Origin of the sequence: Desulfovibrio sp. JC010 (genome assembly GCF_010470675.1) — a bacterium.
Classification (GTDB): domain Bacteria; phylum Desulfobacterota; class Desulfovibrionia; order Desulfovibrionales; family Desulfovibrionaceae; genus Maridesulfovibrio.
On sequence record NZ_VOIQ01000015.1, the window covers coordinates 12,358 to 36,097 of the forward strand.

Annotated in this window: 23 protein-coding genes and 1 tRNA gene; 10 read left to right on the forward strand and 14 right to left on the reverse strand. The window is 45.1% G+C overall.

Features of this window, described 5'->3' with window-relative positions; all coding sequences use genetic code 11:
• Window positions 1-44: 44 nt before the first annotated feature.
• Window positions 45-464, forward strand: a complete 420-nt coding sequence (locus FMR86_RS15990) for a PPC domain-containing DNA-binding protein (RefSeq protein WP_163352412.1) — start codon at window positions 45-47, stop codon at window positions 462-464.
• 126 nt (window positions 465-590) lie between these two features.
• On the opposite strand, the gene FMR86_RS15995 is transcribed toward FMR86_RS15990, so the two are convergent.
• From FMR86_RS15995 to FMR86_RS20450, 4 genes are read right to left on the reverse strand one after another with little or no spacing between them, the layout of a single operon-like run.
• Window positions 591-1,808: an ABC transporter permease gene (locus FMR86_RS15995; RefSeq protein WP_163352413.1), complete on the reverse strand. Its 1,218-nt coding sequence runs from the start codon at window positions 1,806-1,808 to the stop codon at window positions 591-593.
• A gap of 22 nt (window positions 1,809-1,830) precedes the next feature.
• Window positions 1,831-2,550 (reverse strand): ABC transporter ATP-binding protein, encoded by a 720-nt coding sequence (locus tag FMR86_RS16000; protein WP_163352414.1) that lies wholly within the window; start codon window positions 2,548-2,550, stop codon window positions 1,831-1,833.
• 23 nt (window positions 2,551-2,573) lie between these two features.
• Complete coding sequence (locus FMR86_RS16005) at window positions 2,574-3,647, reverse strand: efflux RND transporter periplasmic adaptor subunit (RefSeq protein WP_203544947.1); 1,074 nt, start codon at window positions 3,645-3,647, stop codon at window positions 2,574-2,576.
• Window positions 3,648-3,687: 40 nt separating this feature from the next.
• Window positions 3,688-3,957: a hypothetical protein gene (locus tag FMR86_RS20450; RefSeq protein WP_203544949.1), complete on the reverse strand. Its 270-nt coding sequence runs from the start codon at window positions 3,955-3,957 to the stop codon at window positions 3,688-3,690.
• 50 nt (window positions 3,958-4,007) lie between these two features.
• Between FMR86_RS20450 and FMR86_RS16010 the strand changes: the two genes are divergently transcribed.
• The 3 genes from FMR86_RS16010 (at window position 4,008) to FMR86_RS16020 (ending at window position 6,769) form a co-directional block, all read left to right on the forward strand.
• Window positions 4,008-4,682, forward strand: a complete 675-nt coding sequence (locus tag FMR86_RS16010; protein ID WP_239057266.1) for a response regulator transcription factor — start codon at window positions 4,008-4,010, stop codon at window positions 4,680-4,682.
• On the forward strand, window positions 4,679-6,157 hold the full coding sequence (locus FMR86_RS16015) for a cell wall metabolism sensor histidine kinase WalK (protein ID WP_163352415.1): 1,479 nt from the start codon (window positions 4,679-4,681) through the stop codon (window positions 6,155-6,157). The genes FMR86_RS16010 and FMR86_RS16015 overlap by 4 nt, the downstream gene beginning before the upstream one ends.
• Window positions 6,158-6,259: 102 nt before the next feature.
• Window positions 6,260-6,769, forward strand: a complete 510-nt coding sequence (locus FMR86_RS16020) for a hypothetical protein (RefSeq protein ID WP_163352416.1) — start codon at window positions 6,260-6,262, stop codon at window positions 6,767-6,769.
• A gap of 68 nt (window positions 6,770-6,837) precedes the next feature.
• On the opposite strand, the gene FMR86_RS16025 is transcribed toward FMR86_RS16020, so the two are convergent.
• The 5 genes from FMR86_RS16025 to FMR86_RS16045 all read right to left on the reverse strand — a co-directional run bounded on the left by FMR86_RS16025 (window position 6,838) and on the right by FMR86_RS16045 (window position 13,462).
• Window positions 6,838-7,647, reverse strand: coding sequence for a Dam family site-specific DNA-(adenine-N6)-methyltransferase (locus FMR86_RS16025; RefSeq protein WP_163352417.1), 810 nt, complete (start codon window positions 7,645-7,647; stop codon window positions 6,838-6,840).
• Window positions 7,610-9,985, reverse strand: a complete 2,376-nt coding sequence (locus FMR86_RS16030) for a DGQHR domain-containing protein (protein WP_163352418.1) — start codon at window positions 9,983-9,985, stop codon at window positions 7,610-7,612. Before FMR86_RS16030 ends, FMR86_RS16025 begins: the two co-directional genes overlap by 38 nt.
• A 320-nt stretch (window positions 9,986-10,305) precedes the next feature.
• Complete coding sequence (locus FMR86_RS16035) at window positions 10,306-11,541, reverse strand: Fic family protein (RefSeq protein ID WP_163352419.1); 1,236 nt, start codon at window positions 11,539-11,541, stop codon at window positions 10,306-10,308.
• Between the two features lie 331 nt (window positions 11,542-11,872).
• Window positions 11,873-12,172, reverse strand: coding sequence for a HigA family addiction module antitoxin (locus tag FMR86_RS16040; protein WP_163352420.1), 300 nt, complete (start codon window positions 12,170-12,172; stop codon window positions 11,873-11,875).
• A gap of 30 nt (window positions 12,173-12,202) precedes the next feature.
• A complete protein-coding gene (locus tag FMR86_RS16045) occupies window positions 12,203-13,462 on the reverse strand; it encodes a site-specific integrase (protein WP_163352421.1) in 1,260 nt (419 codons plus the stop codon).
• 98 nt (window positions 13,463-13,560) lie between these two features.
• Between FMR86_RS16045 and FMR86_RS16050 the strand changes: the two genes are divergently transcribed.
• The 6 genes from FMR86_RS16050 (at window position 13,561) to FMR86_RS16075 (ending at window position 18,862) form a co-directional block, all read left to right on the forward strand.
• Window positions 13,561-13,634 (forward strand) — tRNA-Leu (locus FMR86_RS16050).
• A 240-nt stretch (window positions 13,635-13,874) separates the two neighbouring features.
• A complete protein-coding gene (locus FMR86_RS16055; protein ID WP_163352422.1) occupies window positions 13,875-14,924 on the forward strand; it encodes a hypothetical protein in 1,050 nt (349 codons plus the stop codon).
• Between the two features lie 362 nt (window positions 14,925-15,286).
• Window positions 15,287-15,496, forward strand: a complete 210-nt coding sequence (locus FMR86_RS16060; RefSeq protein ID WP_163352423.1) for an AlpA family transcriptional regulator — start codon at window positions 15,287-15,289, stop codon at window positions 15,494-15,496.
• Window positions 15,493-17,127: a YfjI family protein gene (locus tag FMR86_RS16065; protein WP_163352424.1), complete on the forward strand. Its 1,635-nt coding sequence runs from the start codon at window positions 15,493-15,495 to the stop codon at window positions 17,125-17,127. The genes FMR86_RS16060 and FMR86_RS16065 overlap by 4 nt, the downstream gene beginning before the upstream one ends.
• Window positions 17,124-17,420, forward strand: coding sequence for a MobC family plasmid mobilization relaxosome protein (mobC, locus tag FMR86_RS16070; protein ID WP_163352425.1), 297 nt, complete (start codon window positions 17,124-17,126; stop codon window positions 17,418-17,420). Before FMR86_RS16065 ends, mobC begins: the two co-directional genes overlap by 4 nt.
• Window positions 17,411-18,862, forward strand: coding sequence for a relaxase/mobilization nuclease domain-containing protein (locus tag FMR86_RS16075; RefSeq protein WP_163352426.1), 1,452 nt, complete (start codon window positions 17,411-17,413; stop codon window positions 18,860-18,862). The genes mobC and FMR86_RS16075 overlap by 10 nt, the downstream gene beginning before the upstream one ends.
• A 95-nt stretch (window positions 18,863-18,957) precedes the next feature.
• On the opposite strand, the gene FMR86_RS20760 is transcribed toward FMR86_RS16075, so the two are convergent.
• The 5 genes from FMR86_RS20760 to FMR86_RS16100 form a co-directional block, all read right to left on the reverse strand.
• Window positions 18,958-19,725, reverse strand: coding sequence for an HNH endonuclease (locus tag FMR86_RS20760; RefSeq protein ID WP_203544951.1), 768 nt, complete (start codon window positions 19,723-19,725; stop codon window positions 18,958-18,960).
• Window positions 19,726-19,937: 212 nt separating this feature from the next.
• Window positions 19,938-20,645 (reverse strand): PIN domain-containing protein, encoded by a 708-nt coding sequence (locus tag FMR86_RS16085; protein WP_163352427.1) that lies wholly within the window; start codon window positions 20,643-20,645, stop codon window positions 19,938-19,940.
• Window positions 20,635-21,288 (reverse strand): hypothetical protein, encoded by a 654-nt coding sequence (locus FMR86_RS16090; RefSeq protein ID WP_163352428.1) that lies wholly within the window; start codon window positions 21,286-21,288, stop codon window positions 20,635-20,637. Before FMR86_RS16090 ends, FMR86_RS16085 begins: the two co-directional genes overlap by 11 nt.
• 214 nt (window positions 21,289-21,502) lie before the next feature.
• Window positions 21,503-21,847: a hypothetical protein gene (locus FMR86_RS16095; RefSeq protein WP_163295305.1), complete on the reverse strand. Its 345-nt coding sequence runs from the start codon at window positions 21,845-21,847 to the stop codon at window positions 21,503-21,505.
• Window positions 21,848-21,939: 92 nt separating this feature from the next.
• On the reverse strand, window positions 21,940-23,085 hold the full coding sequence (locus FMR86_RS16100; RefSeq protein WP_163352429.1) for a site-specific integrase: 1,146 nt from the start codon (window positions 23,083-23,085) through the stop codon (window positions 21,940-21,942).
• Window positions 23,086-23,740: the final 655 nt, after the last annotated feature.

Here is a 23,740-nt window from a genome sequence, read left to right on the forward strand (position 1 = left end):
GACGTCATTTGTGATTGAAAATTGATAAACAGCGGAGAATGGTTATGGAGTATAAAGATTATGGTTCCAAGGTACTGGTAAGATTGGACCCCGGAGAAGAGATTGTTGCCGGACTTAACGATGTCTGCGAAAAACTCGATATTAAATTGGGTTGTGTATCCGGCATAGGCGCAGTCAATCAGGCTACAGTCGGTTTATTCAACCCTGCGACAAAAGAGTATTTCTCGACAACTCTGGAAAAGGATTTCGAGATTACCAATTTAACAGGCAATGTTTCTCGAATGAACGGTGAGGTGTACTTGCACCTGCACGTAACTCTGGCAGATGTGGAGCATAACGCATTTGGCGGTCATCTCAACTCCGCAGTGGTCAGTGCTACTGCTGAAATATGGATGGATGTTGTTGTCGGGGAAGTGGATAGAGAATTAAGCAAAAAAATTGGACTGAATTTGTTGAAGTTTTAGCTGTAGCTAAATTTGATCGTAAGAATTCAAAAATGATCTCAAAGAATGGCTTTGAAGAAGAGGGAGCGTCATCTGTGACGTTCCCTTTTTAGGTGTTTAGGGCTGAGGCTATTATTTTCGCAGCCCCTAATCATACCGCATAGCATCAATAGGATTAAGCATGGATGCTTTCCGAGCCGGATAGTAGCCGAAAAATATCCCCACAGCCATGGTGAAGAGAATGCTGACCAGTATCATGACAGGCTCAAAAACGACCTGAATGCCGAGGGCTGTCCCCAATCCCGTGGCAATGCCGAATCCGCTTGCAATACCGAGAATTCCCCCGGCAAGACTCAGGATCACGGCTTCTGTCAGGAACTGCATCAGTATATCGGAACTCCGTGCGCCGAGGGCGATGAGAATGCCTACTTCACGGGTTCGTTCAGTGACTGAAACCAGCATGATGTTCATGACCCCGATACCCCCGACCAGCAGGGAAACCCCGGCAACAGCACCGAGCAGCATGGTCAGGGTGGTTGTAACCTGTGTCGCCATGCTTACGATCTCGGTCTGGTTGCGGATTTCAAAATCATCTTCTTCAGCGGAAGTCAGGCGGTGGGTCTTGCGCAGTATGGCTTTTATCTCACTCTGGGCCAAGTCTATTAACGATTCCGATACGGCACTGGCCATGATGTCATGGACTGTTTCACCGTCGCCCATGCGGTAAAGGGCGGTCGTTGAGGGTACAAAAATTATGTCATCCTGATCATTGCCCATGGCGGACTGTCCTTTTTCGGCAAGGACTCCCACAATATCGAAAGGGATATTGCCGATACGAATTCTCGCACCGACCGGATTCTGATCTGCAAAAAGTTCGTCCACAACGGTTTGCCCAAGTACTGCGACTTTTGCTTTCACACGTATGTCTCTGGGAGTGAAAAATGAGCCCTGAGATATTTCGTAATTGCGGATCAACGGGTAGTCGATTCCCACACCCTCAATGGTGGTGTTCCAATTTTCGCCTTCGGCAATTACCTGTCCTGAAACCCGGATCACCGGGGAAACATATTCAACATTTGGCGCATGTCGGGAAATGGCTTTTATGTCATCCATATCAAGGCAGCTCCTGCTTCCGGCTCCGCCCTTTACGCCGTGATTTTGCGTACTTCCCGGCTTGACCATGATCAGGTTGGTGCCGAGATTTGATATTTTGCTTTTGATCTCCGCCTGTGAGCCTTTTCCCAGAGCCACAAGGGCAATTACCGATGCCAGACCGATGATGATCCCCAGCATGGTCAACAGGCTGCGCATTCTGTTGCGGGTGATGCTTCTAAGCGCAACAATTATGAATTGTCGTAATCTCATTTGTTAATCCGTTTCCAGCGATTCATGTGGAACCCAAGGGCTTTGTCTGCCTTGGCTTGGCAATCTTGTATTGATTGATGATCCGTCCATCTCTGACATCCACAACATGCTTGGCGTGTTCGGCAACATCCATCTCATGGGTGACAATGATAATGGTGATGCCGTCCGCATTGAGCTGTTGAAACAGGGAGAGGATGTCTTCAGTGGTCCGGCTGTCCAGATTCCCGGTGGGTTCATCCGCCAGAATGATGGCCGGTCTAGTGACTAATGCCCGTGCAATGGCAACCCGTTGCTGCTGGCCCCCGGAAAGCTGGTTGGGTTCATGGTGCATGCGTTCGCCAAGACCGACCATCTCCAGAGTCTGTTCCGCCTTCCGGGCCGGATTTTCAACAGCCTTGCCCCGGCGGTAAATAAGGGGCAGCTGCACATTTTCCAGCGCACTGGTTCTGGGAAGCAGGTTGAATCCCTGAAATACAAAACCGATTCTCTGGTTACGAATGTCAGCCAATGCGTTCTTATCAAGGTCCCCGACGTTCACACCTTCCAGCAGGTATTCGCCTGAATCGGCCTGATCCAGACATCCGAGGATATTCATCAGGGTGGATTTTCCCGATCCTGACGTTCCGATGATGGCAACAAAGTCACCTTGGGGAACGGTCAGGTTGATGCCGTCCAGTGCCCGGACCGTTTCCCCGCCCAGATGAAAAGTTTTGCGTATATTTTTAAGTTGGATAATTCCCATTGAATACTCCCGTAAAATGCAAGTTAAATTCTCGGACCGCCCTGTGGTCCACCGGGCATGATCTTTGACAGAACACTCCCCGAACTCTTGCTTTTATGGGCAGCCCTGCCGATGATCACCGGAACACCGGGAACAAGGCCTGTGTTTTTTATCACCGTTCCCGTATTGCTGCTGATGCCCGTGCTGACCGGAATCCATTTTGGTTTTCCTCCCTCAAGAATATAAATACAGGGGGTGTCTGCATGAGGATGGTCATCGAGCTTAAAACTCAGGGCGGCGCTCGGCACCACCAATTCGTTCGTTGCTTTTTCCACTAAAAAATCAGCAGTGGCGGTCATTCCGGGCAGCAGTTTTCCTTCCTTATTGGGGGCATCGACAATGACAGTATAGGTGACCACGTCGGAGGTTTCGGTGGGATTCAACTGAATTCTGCTCACGGTTCCATTAAAGACTGCATCGGGATAGGATTGCACAGTGAATCTGACTTGCTGCCCTTTTTTGACCAGTCCGATATCACTCTCATCCACATTAGCTTCAATTTCCATATCGGAGAGGTCTTCGGCGATGATGAAAAGGGTCGGTGTGCTGTAGTTGGCGGCCACAGTCTGTCCCACCTCGATGTTCCGTTCGAGGATGACGCCGTCAATGGGTGATTTGATCTGGGCATTTTTGAGATTTGTTTCAGCACTCATGAGAGCTGCTCTGGCTGAGAGGAGTTGTGCTTTTGTTGTTTTCTTTTCTGTTTCGTAAGCCAGCAATTCCTTGGGGGAGAGATGACCTATCTGTGCTAAAGGTGTATCTTGTTTGCGCCCTCCCTTGATCTTCCGATAAAGTTCTTCGGCTTTGAAAACTGAATCTTCGCTGGTGTCTACCGCCATGGCCTTTTTGTGCAGGGCTTCAGCTTTAAGAATATCTGCTTTGGCTGTGTCCACGGATGCCTGAAACAGGTCCAGATCAAGCTCCGCCAATATTTGCCCTTTCTCCACTCGGTCATTGTAATCGACCAGCACTTTCTTGATAGTGCCTGAGACCTGTGTTCCCACCTCAACCGTTCCCACGGCTTGAATGGTTCCCGTACATGAGATGGTGTTTTCCATGTCACCCCTTCTGAGTTTTTCAGTGCGAAAAGCTGACAATTCAGGCTGACCTTGAGCTGAAAGTTCTGACCAATACTTCTGTCCAAACTGGCAGACATAAACAACCCCGCTGATTATGAGCAGAAATTTTAATATCTGTATTCCCGCTTTGAGTGTCTTTTTCATAAACATTATATTTTTGGACGGCATAGCGTACCTCTTTGCGTAATTGATGACTCGTCTTTTGGTTTCCGGTGTTGACAGCGTCTGCAGATTCAGAAGAACCTGTGAAGATGAATTCCAGATGAACAAAAAATATATTTCTGTTCATTTTCTATTCATTTTTTTGCAATACCGTGTCTTCATAGTTTACGCGGAGGTATGATGAGAATTCTTGTTGTCGATGATGACGTAAAATTATGTGAAGTCCTTAAGCGCGGGCTGGAAGAAAACGCATATGCTGTGGACTGCGTGCATGACGGAGACAGCGGTGTTAATTATGCTGAAACAGATTCTTATGACCTGATCATTCTGGACATCATGCTGCCGGGCAAAGACGGTTTATCCATTTGCCAAGAACTGCGTTCAAAAAAGATAGGCACGCCCATTATCATGCTGACCGCCAGAGATACTGTTGAAGACAGGGTCAGGGGGCTTGATACCGGAGCAGACGATTATTTGATCAAGCCCTTTGCTTTTACCGAACTTCTGGCCCGTATGCGGGCTTTGCTGCGCCGGGACAGTCCGTCTAAATCACCGGAACTGGCTGCGGGGGAACTGGTCATCAACACCAACACCCGTGAAGTATATTGGAAAAAAAGCCTGATTCATCTGACCACAAAAGAGTATACCATTCTTGAATATCTGATGCGCAATCAAGGTGCAGTTGTAACCCGCACCATGATTGAATCCCATGCGTGGGATTATGATTTGGACAGCATTTCGAATCTGGTGGATGTCTACATCCGCAGGATAAGGCAGAAAATCGACCCGGAACAGGGCAAACAGATTATCCGCACCGTCAGGGGGGCAGGATATAAGCTGGCAGTGCAATGAATTTCATAAATACTATCAGATTTAAATTTAACCTCTGGTATCTTTCCATCCTCAGTCTTCTGCTGATATTTTTGGGCTGCGGCATATATTTCGCGTTATCTGAAACTTTGCATCAGAGTCTTGATGATTCCCTTAAAGCCAGAGGTAAGCAACTCGCTGAGTTTCACGGCATAATCTCGATTATTGCCAGTGGAACTTTTGAGGAGGAAGCCGGAGAACTGGTTTCCATCTACTTTTACGAAAACGGTGAGTTGCACCATATCTCTCACAAAGGGCATGAATTCCCGGTGAGAAAAAAAATGATAGATCAAGCCCTTGCAGGCAACAATGCGTTTTCGACGGTCCATTACCAGAAGAATGAAGGATTAAGGATTTATGCAACCCATTATACAATTGCTGATCCGGCCATTAAACTGGGACGTCGGCCCGCAATAAAAAACGATGGTCAGCTAAAAAAAAGGGGGCAGAATTCATCAAAAGGCACACAGGATACATGGAAAGTGGGAGTTGATTCTGCTGCTCTGGTCATTGCCCGACCTATAAAATCTATAGGTACAGCACTGGATCAATTACTGTACATTCTCCTCGCCGCTATTCCGCTGACCATTGCCATTTCAGGAATTGGAGGCGTTTTCCTTTCGCGTAAGGCATTTAATCCCGTTGAGGAAATCACCAGAACTGCTCTGGATATAGGTGAACATGACCTAAGCCGTAGAATTCCGGTGGAGACAAATGATGAGCTTGGTCATTTGTCCGAGGTTCTTAATGGAATGATCGGCAGGATAGAGCGGGCCTTTCAGCGGCAAAAAGAATTTACTGCTGACGCATCACATGAACTAAGGGCTCCGCTGGCTGTTATCCGTGCAGAAGCGACCCTGACTCTGGAAAAGGAAAGAGATTCCGCAGAGTACCGCAAATCCCTTGAAATGATTGCTTTGGAGTCGGATAAAATGTCTGTGGTGATCAATCAGTTGCTGACTCTTGCTCGGGCTGATGCAGGCAAGGACTCCCTTAAATTTGAATCAATCCATATGGCTGAATTCATAACCTCCGTATGTGATGACATTGAAGTGCTCTGCCGGGAGAAAGGATTGATTCTGGAGCTGTGTTCTTTAGACAATGTGCTTGTCCATGGAGACCGGGAAAGTCTGCGCAGGCTCTTGGTTAACCTTTTAGGCAATGCCATCAAATATACCAACAGCGGCGGGGTCATCTATGTCGGACTGGAGCAAATTGAAGACTCGGCAGTAATCTCAGTCAGAGATACCGGGATCGGCATTCCTCCTGAAGATCTGCCTTATGTTTTTGAACGGTTTTACCGTGTTGATAAAGCCCGTTCCAGACATGTGGGAGGCAGCGGCTTGGGATTATCCATCTGTAAGCAGATTGCAGCTGCCCATAACGGGGAAATTGAAGTGGAAAGCTGTTTGGGGATCGGGAGTAATTTTTATGTGCGGATTCCTGTTGGGGAGTGATAGGAGACTCGTTGCTAGTATAGTTTGTATATTCAAACAGGCTTTTAAAGTGTAAGAACTTCGATTTGACTTGAATCTATGAAATAGCAGGCAGTAGAAAATATGATAGAAGATTTTCATTGTACCCATTCATCGTTCAGAGAAAATATCCTTGAACACATGCTTATAGGCGAAGTTACCAGAACCCTATGGAAGAGGGGATACCCAGCAACTGAAGTCATGAGAACAGAAGTCGATGCAATGGGATACGATATTGTGTTCTCAGTCAATGGTTATACTCGGTTTGTTCAACTCAAGGCTAGAAAAGCTGGGGCTAGAGGAACTTCTTTGTCTGTAAATAGAAGTCTGGAGAATAAGCACGGCGGTTGCGTCATCGTGATTCTTTGCGATGAAGTTGATTTAGCATTGAAAGGATTTCGCTGGTTCGGGAATAGACCGGATGAAAAGATGACAGAGTTGCCTGATAAAGTAGCAAAACGTCCTACAGCAAACAGCCAAGGTGTTAAACCAGAATTGAAATCCAAGTGTTTGATGAATTGGGGATTATTTCAGCCAATAGCAGATGTAGAAGAATTGGTTGATGTTATGTTTCCTGATTTGGTTTTGACTTGATCTGACAGACTACATGCAAGCTATAATGCTGCATTCTATAATCAATATTATTAGGGAGACCAACAAAGTTATTGTGTGAAGTTAATCCGATACATAGCTTCAGTTGTCTTTTTCCGTTTGTCAGCCTTACCTGCAAGTACACTGTATCGAGAGAGCTGTTTATATTCCCCTATGTCGTCATAAAGGTCATGAATAGATTTATGGTCAGCATTGCAAATAACAATGTAGGCTCCTCGATTGGCCGCTCTTATTATTGCATTGTGTAGTCTGACTTGGTCTGCCCAGCTAAATATACTTTCATTATATTTGATAAAGTTGTTGTTATTGTGTTTGACTGTGTATGGAGGATCGACAAAAACGAAGTCATCTTGACCGGCTTCGTCAATGGTGTTTTCAAAATCTGAACAGCGAATTTCTGAATTTTGAAGTACTGTGGATGCTCCAATGAAGTCATCTGTATCAAGGATTACTTTATCTTTTGTTCCAATTGGGACATTGAATTCTCCCTTCTTGTTGACTCTGTATAGTCCATTCCAACATGTCCTGTTCAGATACAAGAAACGAGCCGCTCTCTCCAGTGGTGTGTCATAGGTGGTTGCTCGTTGGATATAATAGTATTCTTTTGTATGCTGCTGTTGATGCGTTCCCATCATTCTGCTCAAATGGTCGGGGAAATCACGTAGTACGCTATAGAATTCTATGAGATCAGAGTTTATATCAGATATGATAGATTGCACTGGTGAAAGTTGAAAATATATAGCAGCTCCTCCGAGGAAAGGCTCAATAAATCGTTGATATGTTGGTGGCGGATTAAGCTGGTCTTGAGAAATCAGCCAGCGTTTACCGCCTGCCCATTTTAAAAAGGGAACTATCGGCATAACCTTTCCATTCAGCTGTTGCAGTTTTCAGCCGGGAGTAAAATTCTTGTTTTAACCATTCTATAAAAGCGTAATTCTCTTCGGAATAAACTCTTAAGCTACTTTTATGTCCGGGAGTTCTTCTTAGCTCATTGAACGATATTAGCCAGTTTAAATAATACTTTTTACCTTTTTGCTCATCAGGCATCTGGATGTTGAAAACAGACTCAAAATGAGGCCAGTTGTTTTTCTGTTTTGCTATGTCTTTAAGGTCAACTAGGTCTAAATAGGCTTCCTTTGGGAGTTGATCCTGTGGACCATAGTCTTGCTGCTTTTTATACGCCTTTTCTTTTGCTCTACGGCTGTCAATGCCTTCTGCCCAATATGCTTTTTCGCCAGAAGCTAATTCTTTTTCACCATATACACGTTTAAGGTTCGCTATGACGTAATCCGTTATGTCTTCGGTTAACTTGATGATGTCCAAGTGAGCAGCTTCTGCACGCCCATCTTTTTTTTGTTGGAGGTAGTCTCTAAAATCTTCGGAGCCAAAGTCTTCATATTCACTCGCCATCAATTCGCACAACCGCCAGAAGTATTCCTTAACCCCTCCCTCACCAAATTTCCTTGAGAAGTCGTCCTTAATTTGTTCGTCAGTAGCCGTCTTAATGTATTCTCGAATTGTTTTGGTCGACTCAATGAGGATGGTTGCTATCTCATCTGGAGGTAAGGAGTCAAATTCAATTTCATCTTTAAATCCCCGATAACGAATAATTTCGTCAATCAAAAGCAGGTGTGCTCTGATTCCGGGGTTTACGGCAATGTAAGAAGGTGGCTCGTTGGCCCAGCGGTCAGGGTGAGCATTGCAAACTTCCTCGAAATAGAGATTGAGAATTTGCGTGGCTTTTTTGAATGTTTCGTTGTCTACTCCAGCCGCAAGGGGGCCGGGCACAAGTACATTGTGGACTACTTTTCCAACGAGACCAGAGCGAGTCAGTCCATTAACAAATTCAGGTATGGTAAGGTTTCTGTTGCCCCCTCCTGTCACACCCTCAATTTTAAATCGGTTGAAAAATACACTCGACGGATCTGAGTTTAGTATTTTTACAATACCCGAGGATAGCGCAGAGATTCTTTCTTTAGGGACGGCTGAGTCAATTTTGAGATCAGATAGCAAACTAACCAGAATACTTTTGGGAACGCTTTTTTGTTTGTTATTGATTGTGATAAAGAGGTCAGCTTCTTTGTGTGTTGATAGCTTTTCGAAAGCCAAAACAAAAAGACTTTGATCCAAATATTCATCGTCAAGATAAGAATAACCATATAATCTATGCTGGCCGTCAATGATCCAAGCACTTCGATATTTTTTGGGCAGTGTAATCCAGCCAAACTTGATGTTTGGATCTGTGTTTTGCTTGCTTGAAATAGCGTCCCAGCGTGGTGATTCGATCAGGTTTACTAATATATTGGTTGGGAAGTATCCGCCTTTTTCAATGTATTTGCCAATCTCCTTGATGCGACTTGGAGTGATCATTCTTTGATATGCGGGCCGTCCGTCAGGGTGGTTCAGGGCTTGGTGGTTTACGAAGGCAATTTTTAACAAGGCTCTTGGAGTGCAAACGAAACTGTAAAAGGTCTCGCCTCCAATTTTGCCTTTGATGGCAGGGAGAACAACGTTGTCTAAGCCATGAATTTTTTGCCCTTTCAAGAACTCGGAAAGAATTTGATATTTTCCTGCTGGGCCCATGTGTTTCAAAAAGGCTTCAAAATAATCAAGTTCGTTTTCAGTAACGATAATAATGTTGCCAGATGTTGCCCGTTCAATATCCGGCTTAGACCATATAATGTTATTGGTGATATACATCCATATGATTTTTAAAGCTGGTTTACGCCCATATTTGCTATGTAGAGCGTTCCGAATTGGCTGTTGTAGATAAATGCTCTCATGAATATCTTTTTGAAGAGTTCGGCGTCCACGTTTTTTTTTGGATTTGCATTCAACGATTACAACCGTTTCATCATCTTTGGCAAAGACGTCAATTTGTTTTTTGCCGATTGACCCATCTTCTCTTTCGTAACTGATTACGAATCGATCATCATTTAGTATGGGATAGCCCATTTTATAAAATAAGGTCCATGCACGATCTTCAAGTAAGACATCATGTCTTTTGTCTTTTTTGATTCGGTATGTGTTTTTATTTGTTCGCTGGATTTCCCAGTCTTTTTCAAGTCGGCCTTCCAGTTCATGTTTTTTTATAGTCTCTGAATGGTATTTCAGCTTTTTCCTTTTATAAGCTGTGATCCGTTCACTTTTTTTCTCAAGCAGGGGGGATAAATCAATTTTGGGTGCTTTAATGGGCATAATCAACTCTCTGAGATTTATAGATAGTCTTATCTAAGAGGCTGGATACACGAAAAATATCATAAAATCTAGGTAGCCCTGACGAGTGCCTTGTACGAATTTTTAGATGGCATCCTAAAAAGCAAAAAAGGAATGGCATTTTGCTATATGAATGCAGGCAATATTAGAACCGCCTACATTCCTAGGCTAATTTCCATCAGTCCTATACAAAACACCCCGCCGAAGCAGGGTGTTTTTGTTGGATTAAAGACGCAGTAATATCATTGGAATAACCGAGAGGGATTTCATCTACGTTCTGTACTCAAAAAATAGGTGCATTTTTATCTTTTAGCAATCATATCAATATAGTCTTTGCCGATGACACTTGGATTGTATATGTCCGGGAAGTAGTACGGCAATGCTTTGGACGGCAGTGCTACTTGTAAAGGTGACTTTGGCGTGGCAGATGTGAGTAAGCCTTCGTCAATGAGTTCTTTAACAATCTTTCGAGCTGTTGATGTCGCTTTGTTAAGGATAGTGCCAGCCTCACCCCTTTTAACCTTTCCTTGCATAAATACAGCACGTAGCAGGCGGGCTGAATCTGGATGCAGTTTTCCGCCACGCTTTAAAGAATTGACTTCAACAAACCACTCAATACGCCGCTCAATCGTTTCAAGCGAAAGCAGGTTGCTCATAAAGCCGATCTGATCAAGACATACTTCAAACATAAATTCTACAAAATCAGCAAGAAGCTCGCTTGCGCTATGAGTAGCCTTTTCCCCTTCCGGCGCAGGGTCGCATGAAAACAGATTGATCATGTATTCTTCTTTGTTTCTGGACAATCCACGCGACAGTGACCACAGGTTTGATTTATTAATATCGCACCGGGCCATATAAAGAGTTGAAAACAAGCGTGACACGCGGCCATTTCCATCCCTGAACGGATGTAACCATGTCAGGCGGTGATGGGAGGCGGCCATGGCTATAATCCTCTCATCACCAAAATATTGCTGCTGGTTATAGTCATCTGAAAATTGTTGCAGAGCTACATTCAAATTTTCAGGATTAGGTCCGATCGAGCCACCTGTTGCGACGTTTGGCCCGACCGAAATAAGTCTGTCTCGAAATTCTCCCGGCAGCACGGGAATATCTGTAAAACCATCTTTTTCATGAGTATAAAGATGGTCTGGCGACAAGTGGCTGTAAAATCTGGTATGAATCAGCCTCAGCAGGTCTTGGCTGGCGATATTTTTTACAGTGCCATTTTCAATATCGTTCATTAGTTCCATTTCTGCCAGAACGTGTGCAGCACATAAGTCTTGTGCGTATCTTTTTTCAGAATCAGCATCAAAACGTTTGTCCATGGCATCTTCAATATCACGGAGAGTCGATTTGTGACCTTCAATGAGGTTGCTGTAGTAACTATTGATTAGCCGAAGATGATCTCCAATTACTTTAGCTGTGTCTGCTGCCACCCGGCCTTCAAGAGAAGCCGATGAGGCGATAACTTCCTGAGCCATATCTTTTAAAGGCCCAATGTCTTTTCGGTCAGGAATTACTATCGGCCAAAAGGTCATATTTTCTCCAATTTTGAGCGGTTTGGATAGCGATCTTTTAAGGTTTGTAACTATTTAATTACACAATATTTTGTGTCTTTTCAATGTTGCTGATTTTTCAAAAAATGAGCGGTTTGAATAGCGATCATTTTGCCCAAGGAAATTCTGCGTGTTAATCAACAACCGATAGAACTATTTTTAGCTATATTTGTAGAAAAAACGAGCGTTTTAAATAGCGATCTTTTGATGTGTGTAACCTATTGATATAGCGATATCTTGGTTATGGATTAGAGCCTCTGACTTTATCTTTTTGAGCGGTTTGCATAGCGATTTTCAAGCAGAAAAATAAAGGTTATGCAATCGGTGAATCAGCACGCACAGAAATGACCCCAGACAAATCAATCTGACTGCGAATCTTCCCCAGATCATAGTTGGCCTGCATAGCCAGCCAGCTTTCCGGGGTGCGTCCGAGTACTTTTGAAAGTCGTAGGGCCATCTCAGGAGAGACCGCGCTTTTGGCGTTCAGGACACGGGCGAGAGTGGACGGAGCCACGCCGAGCATAATTGCCAGCTTGCGGCAGCTTAAATTATATTCTTCCATATACACAGAGCTGATAAGCTCACCGGGATGCGGGGGATTGTTCATAGGCATTAATGATAATCCTCGTAGTTTAAATGGTGATTAATCCATAGTCAGCAGGTCCACAGCCCCCTGCGAATAATCAGGGCTGAGGTGGGCGTAGCGCATGGTCATGTTGATGGTCTTATGGCGCATCAAAGTCTTGATTCTGTAAATGTCCACTCCGGCAATAGCCAGCCAAGAGGCGAAAGTATGGCGCAGGGAATGGAATACGATTCGCTGGCTCTTGGCGGTAGCGAATTTATTCAGTTTCAATTCGTCGGCAATGATCTTGAATTGCTTTGAAAGGTTCTCTTTCTTTTTGCCCCCGGAGAGGGGAGGGAAGATCAGCGCATCGTCGGATGCTTCCCTGCGGCGCATGAGTACATCAAGGGCCACTGAGTTGAGAGGAATAGTCCCGCCCGGCTTTTGGTTGTTACTGATGAGTCTCACTGTCAGTGATTTTCCATAGAAGTTGACATCATGCCATTCAGCACGTTGAATTTCGCCAAGCCTCAGTCCTGTGTGCAGGGATAGCAGCATTGCATCATGCAGATCCTGCCAGCTTTGACGCCAGAGATCCCTTTCAGATTTTTCAGCTTTCTTCAGTGTCGCAGACATTAAGAGTTTGGCTTCTTCTTTGGTGAGGAAACGTTCTCTTTGGTTCTTGTTGCCGATCTGGGGCAGTTCTATGTGGTCGATGGGGGATTGCCCTGAAAAAATCACGACGTCTTTAACAATCGTTGATGCTGCACGATTAAATACAGATCGTATAATCGCCATGTGGTGAAGCACGGTCGCCTCAGCCAGCTTAGCGTCGTAGAGCGAATCCATGAATTCCTGAAGGAGGTCTGGAGTAATCGCAGACAGGGGAAATCCGCCAAGAAATGGATGAATGCGCTTGTCGGCTCTTTTTACATCATCCGTCCATGTCTTTCTTTTTTTGCGGTCACGTTTCCACGGAATATAGTATTGCTCGAAGAATTCTTGGAAGGTTATTTCTTTGATCTGCTCTTTGGCTTCGAGAGCTGCGGCCTCAGCTTTTTTTCTGGCATGATGTTCTTTGAGTGCGGCAAATGTGTTGGGATCTTCCCCTGACTTATAATTCTGCTGAAGCTTGTGTCTGAGGTCGGCGATTTCGGCTACTTTCCAACCTTCTGAGGACCATCCGATACCTTCTTCTAAGGTCTTGCCTTGGCGGTACCAGCGAACCGAGAAATATTTGTCAGGATTCCCTTTGTATTTTCGAGTCGCATGTTCATAATATCGGACGCCTCTGGTGCTGTTAATTTTTTTCCATTCGGTGGTATTACGTGCTTTCATCTCTCCCGGTATACTCCCGGTTTTCGCCTTTTACAAGGGACTCCGAGGGATACTTGGGATTGCGTAAGGTGTTGAAATTGTTTACTCAGGGACGTCGGGGGACATTGAAAAAAAGTTGAAAAATGGACTCTTAATCCGTTGGTTCAAGGTTCAAGTCCTTGGTGGCCTACCACAGTAAATACAGGGTGTTAGACGTTTAGTCTAGCACCCTTTTACTTTTTCAAAATCCGCCTTCCCCATACTCTTCCCCATAAAATCGAAAAAAGTGAAAAGAGTCTGATTAAGCTCAAATTTTCCCACTTTTCGTTCCCCATGTTGATTCTCGAATATTTCCCTTATTTGCCTCGTGATTTGTAAATAAAATATAGCTCGGTTAAAATGGACTAGTCTAGATAAAAATATGGAGCCAAGCATGAGTGATATCCAAAATGAGAAAAATATAAAATCGGAAATTGAAAGCTCTGTTCAAGATCAGGCTGGAGGCAAGGAACCGGATGAAAAGAAGGAGGAAAAGCCCATACCTCCTTTCGTTACTTCCTGCCTGAAACTGAAACGTGGGCTGCTGGATAAAGCTGTCAGTATCTTCCTTTTACTGATCGGGATTTATTTGGGATGCCTGATTTTCATCGTCCTGCCGACAAAGCCGGAAATAGGGATTCTGCTCAGAACTTTTGGCATGACCCTTTTTGTTGGGCTGTTTCTATGGCTGATGAAGCGTTTGGTTGTCTTTTGGGTCAAAGATGGGACGTCGCTTTTTAAGGCCGGGGTTGAGAATAGAATATCTGCCGCTGATCTGCGCAAACGGTGGGATCGGGAAGTTGGTCACGATTTTTTGAATGTAATTTTTGAAACCAGACTTAAAGTTTTCCTCCGTTCTGAAAGGAATCCTGAACGGGCCCTGATTGCAAGAAGTTTCTATTCTCAGTTCATGCCGGACAAAGAGCGCATAGCCATACTTTTCAATGAAGGCTGCTTTTTTGATCTGGATGAAGTCCATAGAGCGGAAGAAGCCTGCCCCAGACTGAAGCCCGTTGATTATGCAAGTATTGAAGCTCTCAGATCAAAAGTCGATGAATTGCAAAATGAGCTGGAAATGGAGTTGAGACTGAAGGCTGAATTGCCGGAGGTCAATGTTGAGGCTTTTGATCTAAAGATTAAAGAGCTGGAAAAAGAACTGGAAGATGCGCGAACCCTGAAGGCCAGATTGACGAAGTCTGAGAAAAAGCTGGAGGGCGCACGTAAAGAAGGATTCTTCTTCGCCAATATGATCCTTGAAATGGTCGCTGACCCGACAGCGAAAAAGCAGTTCCCGCACAAAGAATATAAAGCCATCGCTGATAAAGTCATAACCAAGGACTACATCCAGAAACTGGAAATGGTCAGACCAGCCAATTCTGTTATCGAAGAATTTCGGGAAAACCTTCCTGCCGAGTTCAGGCACGAGGGCAATAAACCAAAATAAAAACCACGGGACAAAATGGACAATATGGACAAAATTCGATTTCTGTCCATTTTGTCCATATTGTCCGGGTTAATTCAATTCTCTTTTTCCTCCCTTCAGACCGCCTTTTCGAGTTTTAATCCTGCCTAGAAACAACTTCTGTTTATCAATTTCAGACTTTTTTCAGAATTTGAACCTTTCTAAATTCAATTTTCATTACCTGCTGATAATATTGATATTTTACCATCAGGTTCTGTCGTGTTCTCACAGAACTTTGTGGTCCCAGCACACAATTTGTTCCCTTCCTGATGGTTTTGCGGGCCAGTTAAACGTGGTTGCCTTGCGTCGAAGAAAAAACACCTCCAACCAACAAGGAGAAATTGATGCAAGGGCTATTAAGCACAAAAGAAGCTGCTGAAAAATTGGGACTCAGTCCCGGAACTCTTGAAGTATGGCGTTGTCTGGGAAAAGGACCGCGCTATATCAAAATCGGCAGGCGCGTGGGGTACGATTTAAAAGATCTGGATGCCTACGTGGAATCCTGCAAGGTCGTGCCGCTTGATGAAATGTCTGACCTGCCGAGGAACAGATGAGCGCATCCGGCACAGACATCCTATCTCTGTTCGGAAACAAGGCCCCTGTACCATTGGGGCCGAAGTTTCCGCCGTCCTTATTCTCTGTTCAACTGCCCCCGGTGCTGGCTGATTACTGCTTTGAGCTGAGCGAATCGCTACAGGTGCCCTACGAGGTTGTGCTCTGCAATCTCTTTGGCGTCCTATCAACCGTAGCGCAGCGAAGGTTCCATGTGCGGATTAAAGAAGGTTACGAGGAATCTTTGAACCTGTACCTGCTCTCGCCGCTGCCGCCCGGAGAACGAAAAAGCGCGGTGACTCATGCTGCGCGAAGGCCGCTCAACGGCTGGGAAAAGGAGCAGGAGAAGATCATCGAACCGCAGGCGCAGCAGGCGCGTTCAAAACGTCTGACCCTTGAACGGGCCATCGAGCACCGCCGTAACTTGGCAGCCAAGGCCAAGAATTCCGAAAGCCGGGACAGCATCCTGCAAGAGATCCGCGAACTGGAAGACGAAATGCCGGAAATGGTCACCGTCCCGCGTCTGCTGGCCGATGACATCACCCCGGAATGTCTGGCCCTGCTCATGGAGCAGCAGAACGAATGCATGTCCATCATTGAGCCTGAAGGCGGGATCTTCGGAACTTTTGCAGGTCGCTACAGCCGCATGCCTAACCTTGATCTGATCTTGAAATCCTTCAGCGGTGAGCCGTGCCGGGTGGATCGTAAACACGGTCAGTCCATCGGGTTGAATCATCCCTTGCTGACCATCTGCGTGACTCCCCAGCCGGACGTTTTGCGGGGCATGGCTGAGAACCCTGAATTTCGGGGGCGCGGTTTCTTGGCCCGCTTCCTGTTTTTCTTCGGGCAAAGCAGGCTGGGGTTTCGAGTGGCCGAGCCTCCTCAGATTTCGTCACAGGCGGAACGCGCTTTCCTTGGGCGAATCGAACTTCTGCTTTCCCTGAGAAGCAATCCTGAAATGAATGAGAGCGGCCAAGCCTTATTGCTCAGTGCCGGGGCTTATGAATCGTGGAAGAATTTCTTCCTGCTCATTGAAGGAGAATTGCGACCGGGGAGCAGTCTGGAAAATATGACCGATTGGGCGGGCAAGGTTCCGGGACAGGTTGCCCGTCTGGCCGGGTTGCTGCATCTGGTTTCGGCGCAACAGGTTGAATCGAAGATTGAGCAGTCGATCATGGTCTCCGCAACTGAACTGGGTAAGAAGCTCGTTCACCATGCCCGCTACGCATTTCACGACATGGGTTGTGATGAGCTGACTTCCTGCGCGCAAGCAATTTTGAAATGGATCACTGACCGGAAAATTGAGCTGTTCACAGGCCGGGAATGTCAGCGTGCGATCAGGGGACGCTTCCCGAAAAAGAGTCAGGTCGAGCAGGGGCTGAACATGCTTTTGGAGTACGGATATATCGTTGCGGTCCCGGTTCAATCGTCCGGTCCGGGGCGGCCTCCGAGTCCGAATTATCGGGTGCATCCGGCTGTACATGGTTCGGAATCAGTCCCGTCATCGAATCTTAGCCAGCCTACCCACTGTGACACTGTGCGCTGCGCTACAGATGTCCCCGTGGGGGCTGGCGAGGGAGGCCGGCCTCCCTTCGATCCCTCCTTTAACGGCAGGGAAGAGGTGGGCGTATGAGCGCATCCCGCACAGCTTGGTTGAACGTCCGGGTCACGGTTGATGAGAAAAATAGTGTTGTGGAAGAAGCCGCAAATCGGGGCATGACCATGGGCGATTTCATGCGTCAGCTTCTGGGCAAAAGACGGGTCCGCAAAACCAGACGCGAGCGCGAAAAGTTGCTCCAGCTTGCCCGCATCGGGAATAATCTGAATCAGCTCGCCCGCTGGGCAAATACATATAAAAGCGGTGCCGATTCCGTGCTTATTCTGGCCGAACTGGCCGCCATTGAGAGGGAACTGAAATGTATATGAAGGTTTTCGCTCATGGCCGGGGCAACGGTGCCAAGGCTATCAACTATGTAATTGATCCCCTTCGTAAGGGCCGTGAAAAATCACCGCCGCAGGTTTTGCGCGGTGACCCTGAAGCCGTGCAGCGGGTGATCGGTTCAACTGACCGGGTCTGGAAATACACTTCCGGGGTGCTTTCATGGGCTCCGCAGGACAAGGTTTCCCCGCAGCTTGAAAAGGAAGTCATGGATGACTTTGAGCGAGTTGCTTTTGCTGGCCTTGAGCCGGATCAATATTCGATCCTTTGGGTGCGGCATAGTCATGCCGGACATCATGAGATGCATTTCATCATCCCGCGCACGGAGCTGCGCAGTGACAAGGCCATGAATCCCTGCCCGCCTAATTGGCATAAGCAATATGACGTCTGGCGTGACCTTTGGAATGAACGGAAGCAGTGGGCAAGGCCGGACGAGCTGAAGCGGTCCCGGCTGCTGCAACTGGGCAAGGACATTCATTCACCCAAGGGCAAACAACTGCACGATTTCAGGAAAACCGTAACTGACTTCCTCGCTCAAGGCATAGCTGACGGTCTGCACAAGGACCGTGCAGACCTCATCAAGGCTTTGGAGGAGGTCGGGCTTTCCGTGGTCCGGCAGGGCAAGAAATACATCACTTTGGAGTTGCCCGAAGACAAAAAACGAGTCCGATTGAAAGGAGGAATATATGAATTATCTTGGAGAGTTGAGCGAGAAATTGCAAAAGCGGATGAGCTCGCAGTCTCAGGAAGTGGAGCAGATCGCCAGCAGCGCATTGCAGGACTTGAGCGGGAACTTGCTGAAATTCGCCGAAAGCGAGCTGAATTCCATCACAGCCGATATGGACGACCACATCCAGAAGCTACGCAAAAAGCAGTCCGCGATTTCGGCCAGCTACTGGAAACAAAACATCTTGGCGAATCTCATCTCCGCATTGCTGCTGCTCATAGTCGCGGTCTGCATAACCGGATTTTACGGCTGGAGAATCAAAGAAAGCCACGCGGAGCTGGCAAGGATCAGCGCACAGATAGAGAGCCAGAAGAAGAAAATAAGCGTGTTCACCAAATGGGGAATCGAAGCGCACCAGAGCAAAACCCAGCGGTATCTGGCCTTTCCCACAGGAACCCAGCTGGAAATAAGAGAGACCAAGGGCGGCCAGCCAGCCGTTTTATTGCGGAGATAGATCATGAACGAATTATTGAAGAGCTTATCGGAGGCCCTAGCCCGAATGGAACAGGAGCAGTCCCGTCGCCTGAAAGGGCAGGACCTGAAAATCGCCCGGCAAAGCAGCCGCATCGCGGAGCTGGAAAAGGAAGTCCAAGGCTGCCGGGACTTACAGAGCGAATTGGAAGATGTTTTGCGGAAGCTTACGAGGTTGCGCGAGTGAGGGGGAAGCGAATAACGTTATCTCGTACTGGAATTGCTAGGTGATTTTAAAATGTTTAATAAGGTTAGCTCAATTATGGGCTAACAGCTAACCTTATGCTTTTGTTGAGCTATATAAGCTATGTGAACTATGAGCAGAGTTAAATTTTATTTTTTCCACAGAAAGAAATCTCTTCCCTGTGATATTTAACGTGGTTATTGCATATGGTATGCAATAATTTTAGCGTTTTTCCATCAAGAGGGTCGTTTTTGATCGCTGATTTAATTCTGTAGTTGTTTTTGCTGCCTTCTAGCCATAATACACCATGATCAAATTGTTTGTGGTGGTTAGGACAAAGAATTATCATATTCGAATTGTTGTCAGGTCCATTAGCATGTTCTCCAAGAGGTTTTATGTGTGCAGCCTCCGAATAGTATGTGCCCTCAGATACTTTTAGTTGAATACCGCAGAACATACATTTGTCGTGGTATTGGTGTTTTAGGGCACTAACTATCTGTTGATTTCTGGCTTGGGCATTCACTTGCGAGATTCGTCTGCCGACGCTTCCATCTGGTTCTTCATGGGTAATCTCGATAATAGTAGGTTTTTCTTGTAAGTTTTCATAAATACGGAAGGCTCTTCTGTCTTTTGGATGTTCCCCCAAATTGCATGAAACTATTAGTCTTCCTGAATAGTTATTTAATGCCTCGATCTCTTGGTAGGAATATTTGTATATAGTCCTTCCTGTTTCCTTTCGTTCTTCAACAGGGGGCCACTGCATCTCAAAGACTCCAGCAAATAGCCAATTGTTTTTTTGGGCAAGCCTAATCAAGGAAATAATAAATTTAACATCTTGTGTTATATTTCTTGTGTTTGTTTGGCGCGCTTGCCAGTCTCCAAATTTTCTTGGATTTTCGGGGTTGAACACATCTAATGGATTTTGTTCACCTGTTTTTTCGTCTTTGTCAGAGCGGGCAAAATGGATTCTTGTTTTTTTTGAGGTCTAGTGAAGGAAATTTTTGTTTGATTAATGTGATTAACGATGTCTTATGGTAATGTTTTTGAGATAAATTCATTTTTAAATTCTCCAATTTTGCCAATTAACCAGAGATTTTGTCATATTTCGTGGAGCAATATCCCTCAGATAGAATGGTGCGCCCACGACCAATCTGTACACAATTTTATATCTAACACGTCAATTTCTTCTTTAATTTTTTGTTTTGGTTGATTGCTATCGCAAAAATCTTTTGTATTTGATGTATGAAAAATCAAATTTTTGTTGAATCCATTTTTTCTTAATTGGCGTGATAATTCGAGGCAATGCTCGTAAATAATGCAGTCTTTAATGCTACCTTTTCGAGATGGTGGCAAATTTTGCGCAACTCTAAAGCTTGCCTTTACAATAAGGCTATCAACTTGATAAATATGAATACTATTACTTAAAATTTTATCACAAGTAGGCTTTAGAATATTTTCAATATTATTCAATATATCTATCGTGTCCAATGGAACCGAGGGAGATCCTGGAGAAAGCAAGGCATTTAAAACATGTATGTTTTGACCTAAAGTTTTTATATGTTTTGAAAGTTCATCTTTTGTTTTAGCTACATTGTCTTGGTACTCTAACGGAACATTAGGAAGTAATATTATTTGAATATTATTGTTTAATGCTAAATCTATAGTCTTTTGCGCAGATGTTAAATACGAACTTGCTCTTGTTGGTTCATCGATACGAAAAGGAAGCCTAATAATGTCTAAGATTGCGCAGGTATCTAAGAATAGCACAGGAACAGGAGTGCTAAGCAATAAGGATACTGTTTCATCAATGCTGAGCAGATTATACGTCATGGCTATGTTCTACATAATATTTTAGAAGATCTATTCCTGTTTCGTATTCAATTGCTAGGTTTGAAGCTATGTCGTTTGGCCAATCCTCTTCCTCAATCAGCCAGCGTTCAAGGCGATCTGTGCTAAGATTTTCATTATTTCGGACAATAGAAATAATAAATGCAAACCATCTTTTCTGGTCTAGAGGATGTGACGATCCTGTTGATTTATTAGCGGCACGAGAGAACTTTAATATTTTATCGTAGCTGGCTGGGGAAATCCAATTGTCCATGCTTTGGGTGTCAGATGTTAGTTTAGTTTTGATAGCTTTTTGTTCACATAGACCTTGTATGTTTTCTTTATAAAAATCTGACAAAATATTATTGTATTCATTGGTCGATAGCTTGCCAATTTTCTTTGGCACAACGTTGCTTGCGTAAATAATATTTTCATCTTTTCTTGCGAAAACAATTACAGCAGCTTTGTTTGGAAGTTCATTGTCGTTTGAGAAAAAATATGCATGTTCGTTTAAGTCTTTTTTGAATTCTTTTTCTTTCTCTTTTTCTCGTACCCAACCGTTTTGTAGATTGATTTCCACTTCATGGAAAAAGTCATCTGTGGAGTTTTCAGTGATATGTATATAAAGCTCTTTGAAGACTTTCATATTTGCTCCTCTAATTATGGAGATACAATTAATATTAAACATATGATGTATATCAAATATGATTGTCGAAGTCTAATTTAGAGTCTTATACTTTGTGGGTGTTTTTTTGTTCGATTGGATGAAGTCCCAAAAAAATCCCCCGCAGAGCATGAGCCTTGCGGGGGATTTACGTGCATTTTATCAATTATTCCAAAGCATGAAGCTGAATCGGATTTTAACCCAGCAACTTGACCAAAGCAGCAACCGTGGCCGCCTGAACCATGAGCATTCCAGCCATCCATTTGATGGTTTCAGATTTGGCGGCTTGAACTTCAGCCCTGATCTTGTTTTCCAAATTGGATTCAATGTTTTCCACTTTGGTTTCAAGCCGGGTCATATCAGCCTTCAAGTTGCCCTCTACTTTATAAAGGTCAGCTCTGGTGACAAGTTCCTTTTTAGCTTCTTCAAGTTCTTGCTTGGATTTTTCTTCGTGCTTTTCAAGAACGTGGGCAATAACCTCTGCGGCTTCTTCTCCCACAGCTTTTTCAAGCTTTTTGGCATCATCAAAAAGTAAAACCATTTCAGTCTCCTTATATATGAACTTTAACCACGATTGCAGGGCAGGTCAACGTGGGGGATTTTAATTTTTGGCAGCTTGAGTGGAAGACCCGCTCAAGCCGTAGTTTTCTTCTTCTGCATAGCCTTATACATATCCCCGGCAACCTCGCTGGCCCGCTGCATGGCGTCATCACGCAGATGGGCATATCTTTGAACCATGGCGGGGCTTTTGTGGGTGAGCAGCTTTTGCAGGGTGTACATATCCACCTGCCCGGAGCTGGCGAGGGTAGAGGCGAAGACATGCCGTAAGCCGTGCATGGGGCGGAAGTCTTTGGGCAGCCCCGCATTGGTGCGGATACGCTCAAGAGGTTCGCGCATGTCTTTAACGTGTCCTTCAAATCTACCGGGGAATATCCATTCGGAGTTGCCGGTTCTGGTCTGCTGATCTTCCAGAACATTTCTGGCCGGGGTGTTTATGGGGATACGCTGATCAATTCCGCCCTTTGGATCACGGATCAAAATGAAACCGCGCTCGAAATCAATATCCTGCCATTGCAGCCTGTAAATTTCGCCTTTGCGCATGCCTGTGTACAGGGCCATGAGCATGAGGCTGCCTGCTGACTTATTCGGTTCGTTCTCAATCGCTTCTAGAAGTCTTGCCAGTTGTTTGCCGGTCAGGTCTTCGGTTTTAGTGTTGTTGAGCTTTGGCATTTCAAAATGAAGCCGACCGGAATTGATAGGTTCGCAGAGTCCACGCTTGGCTGCGAAATTCAGGATACGTTTCAGCAGGACCAAGCCCTGTTTGACTGTGCCGGGAGCAAGGCCGCGATCCTGAAGTTTGCGGCGGAGGTTGTCCACATCCAGCGTGGTGATTTCTTCGGGCAGCTTGTTGCCAAAATCCTTGAGCAGGTAACTGCGCCAGCGGTTGCGGTCGTCTTTTATACTCTTGTTTTCCTGCTTGGCGTCATAAAAGGCTTCCCAGAGTCTGCTGACGTTCTTCTGGGCGCGTTTGGTGCGGACTTTCTCTCTACGTTCTTCATTGGAGTCGACTCTGCCTTCAATGCGCAGCACTCGTAGTCGATTGGCTTTGGCTGGTGTCATGCGGTCCTGATGCTGGCGACCGGCTTTCTCTTCGATGGATTTTCCGTTCTTATAATAACGGATGTAGTAGATTCTCTCATTTGCCCCGGTTGTGGGGTTGGTGCTGGTGATGTAAAACACGCCTTTGTATGCGGTTTTATTTCTTTTTTTGGCAGCCATGACCTTACCTTTTTTACCTGTTTGTGGGGAAGAGCAATTTTTGCTCGAATTTCCCATAATTCATCCGTGGGATTCCGCAGGGGTGGGGCGTGTATTCCCCATGCTATTCCCCATAAAAATCCCTAAATAAGGTAATTTTTGCTTAAATCATATAAGGTAGGTTAAAGAGTGTTGTTCTTTGAATTAAACAACTTATGGCTTCGTTAAGGCGGGATAAATTCGGCAGACCGGTACTCTTAATCCGTTGGTTCAAGGTTCAAGTCCTTGGTGGCCTACCACAGTAAATACAGGGTGTTAGACGTTTAGTCTAGCACCCTTTTACTTTATGTGAAAGATAACCGTCCTGAACATCATGTTCGGGACGTTTTTTTTGTATTTTCTCAATTTATTGTGATGCATATTACTCTGGGTTGCTCATGAAGGTTTGCGGTTGTTTAATCAGTTTGCTTGCTATTGTGCTGCTCATTCATTTGCTGATAAATCCTTCTCTTTTCCATCACGATTTTAAATTTTTCATAAAGTAATTAGTGGGCTATGTAGGTCTACCCAAATATTATTGCATGTTTTTGGATTTATTTTGTCAGGAGCAGTCTGCTTTTGGATGATTCATTGACATGCATATTGAAAGTGTAATAGTGCATTTCTAGTGTTACGT

What these genes read in the sequence shown, in the direction of transcription:
- FMR86_RS15990 (WP_163352412.1), top strand. Translation starts at nt 45, where the DNA reads ATGGAGTATAAAGATTATGGTTCCAAGGTACTGGTAAGATTGGACCCC.
- FMR86_RS15995 (WP_163352413.1), bottom strand. Translation starts at nt 1,808, where the DNA reads ATGAGATTACGACAATTCATAATTGTTGCGCTTAGAAGCATCACCCGC.
- FMR86_RS16000 (WP_163352414.1), bottom strand. Translation starts at nt 2,550, where the DNA reads ATGGGAATTATCCAACTTAAAAATATACGCAAAACTTTTCATCTGGGC.
- FMR86_RS16005 (WP_203544947.1), bottom strand. Translation starts at nt 3,647, where the DNA reads ATGGAAAACACCATCTCATGTACGGGAACCATTCAAGCCGTGGGAACG.
- FMR86_RS20450 (WP_203544949.1), bottom strand. Translation starts at nt 3,957, where the DNA reads ATGAACAGAAATATATTTTTTGTTCATCTGGAATTCATCTTCACAGGT.
- FMR86_RS16010 (WP_239057266.1), top strand. Translation starts at nt 4,008, where the DNA reads ATGATGAGAATTCTTGTTGTCGATGATGACGTAAAATTATGTGAAGTC.
- FMR86_RS16015 (WP_163352415.1), top strand. Translation starts at nt 4,679, where the DNA reads ATGAATTTCATAAATACTATCAGATTTAAATTTAACCTCTGGTATCTT.
- FMR86_RS16020 (WP_163352416.1), top strand. Translation starts at nt 6,260, where the DNA reads ATGATAGAAGATTTTCATTGTACCCATTCATCGTTCAGAGAAAATATC.
- FMR86_RS16025 (WP_163352417.1), bottom strand. Translation starts at nt 7,647, where the DNA reads ATGCCGATAGTTCCCTTTTTAAAATGGGCAGGCGGTAAACGCTGGCTG.
- FMR86_RS16030 (WP_163352418.1), bottom strand. Translation starts at nt 9,985, where the DNA reads ATGCCCATTAAAGCACCCAAAATTGATTTATCCCCCCTGCTTGAGAAA.
- FMR86_RS16035 (WP_163352419.1), bottom strand. Translation starts at nt 11,541, where the DNA reads ATGACCTTTTGGCCGATAGTAATTCCTGACCGAAAAGACATTGGGCCT.
- FMR86_RS16040 (WP_163352420.1), bottom strand. Translation starts at nt 12,172, where the DNA reads ATGCCTATGAACAATCCCCCGCATCCCGGTGAGCTTATCAGCTCTGTG.
- FMR86_RS16045 (WP_163352421.1), bottom strand. Translation starts at nt 13,462, where the DNA reads ATGAAAGCACGTAATACCACCGAATGGAAAAAAATTAACAGCACCAGA.
- FMR86_RS16055 (WP_163352422.1), top strand. Translation starts at nt 13,875, where the DNA reads ATGAGTGATATCCAAAATGAGAAAAATATAAAATCGGAAATTGAAAGC.
- FMR86_RS16060 (WP_163352423.1), top strand. Translation starts at nt 15,287, where the DNA reads ATGCAAGGGCTATTAAGCACAAAAGAAGCTGCTGAAAAATTGGGACTC.
- FMR86_RS16065 (WP_163352424.1), top strand. Translation starts at nt 15,493, where the DNA reads ATGAGCGCATCCGGCACAGACATCCTATCTCTGTTCGGAAACAAGGCC.
- mobC (WP_163352425.1), top strand. Translation starts at nt 17,124, where the DNA reads ATGAGCGCATCCCGCACAGCTTGGTTGAACGTCCGGGTCACGGTTGAT.
- FMR86_RS16075 (WP_163352426.1), top strand. Translation starts at nt 17,411, where the DNA reads ATGTATATGAAGGTTTTCGCTCATGGCCGGGGCAACGGTGCCAAGGCT.
- FMR86_RS16085 (WP_163352427.1), bottom strand. Translation starts at nt 20,645, where the DNA reads ATGACGTATAATCTGCTCAGCATTGATGAAACAGTATCCTTATTGCTT.
- FMR86_RS16090 (WP_163352428.1), bottom strand. Translation starts at nt 21,288, where the DNA reads ATGAAAGTCTTCAAAGAGCTTTATATACATATCACTGAAAACTCCACA.
- FMR86_RS16095 (WP_163295305.1), bottom strand. Translation starts at nt 21,847, where the DNA reads ATGGTTTTACTTTTTGATGATGCCAAAAAGCTTGAAAAAGCTGTGGGA.
- FMR86_RS16100 (WP_163352429.1), bottom strand. Translation starts at nt 23,085, where the DNA reads ATGGCTGCCAAAAAAAGAAATAAAACCGCATACAAAGGCGTGTTTTAC.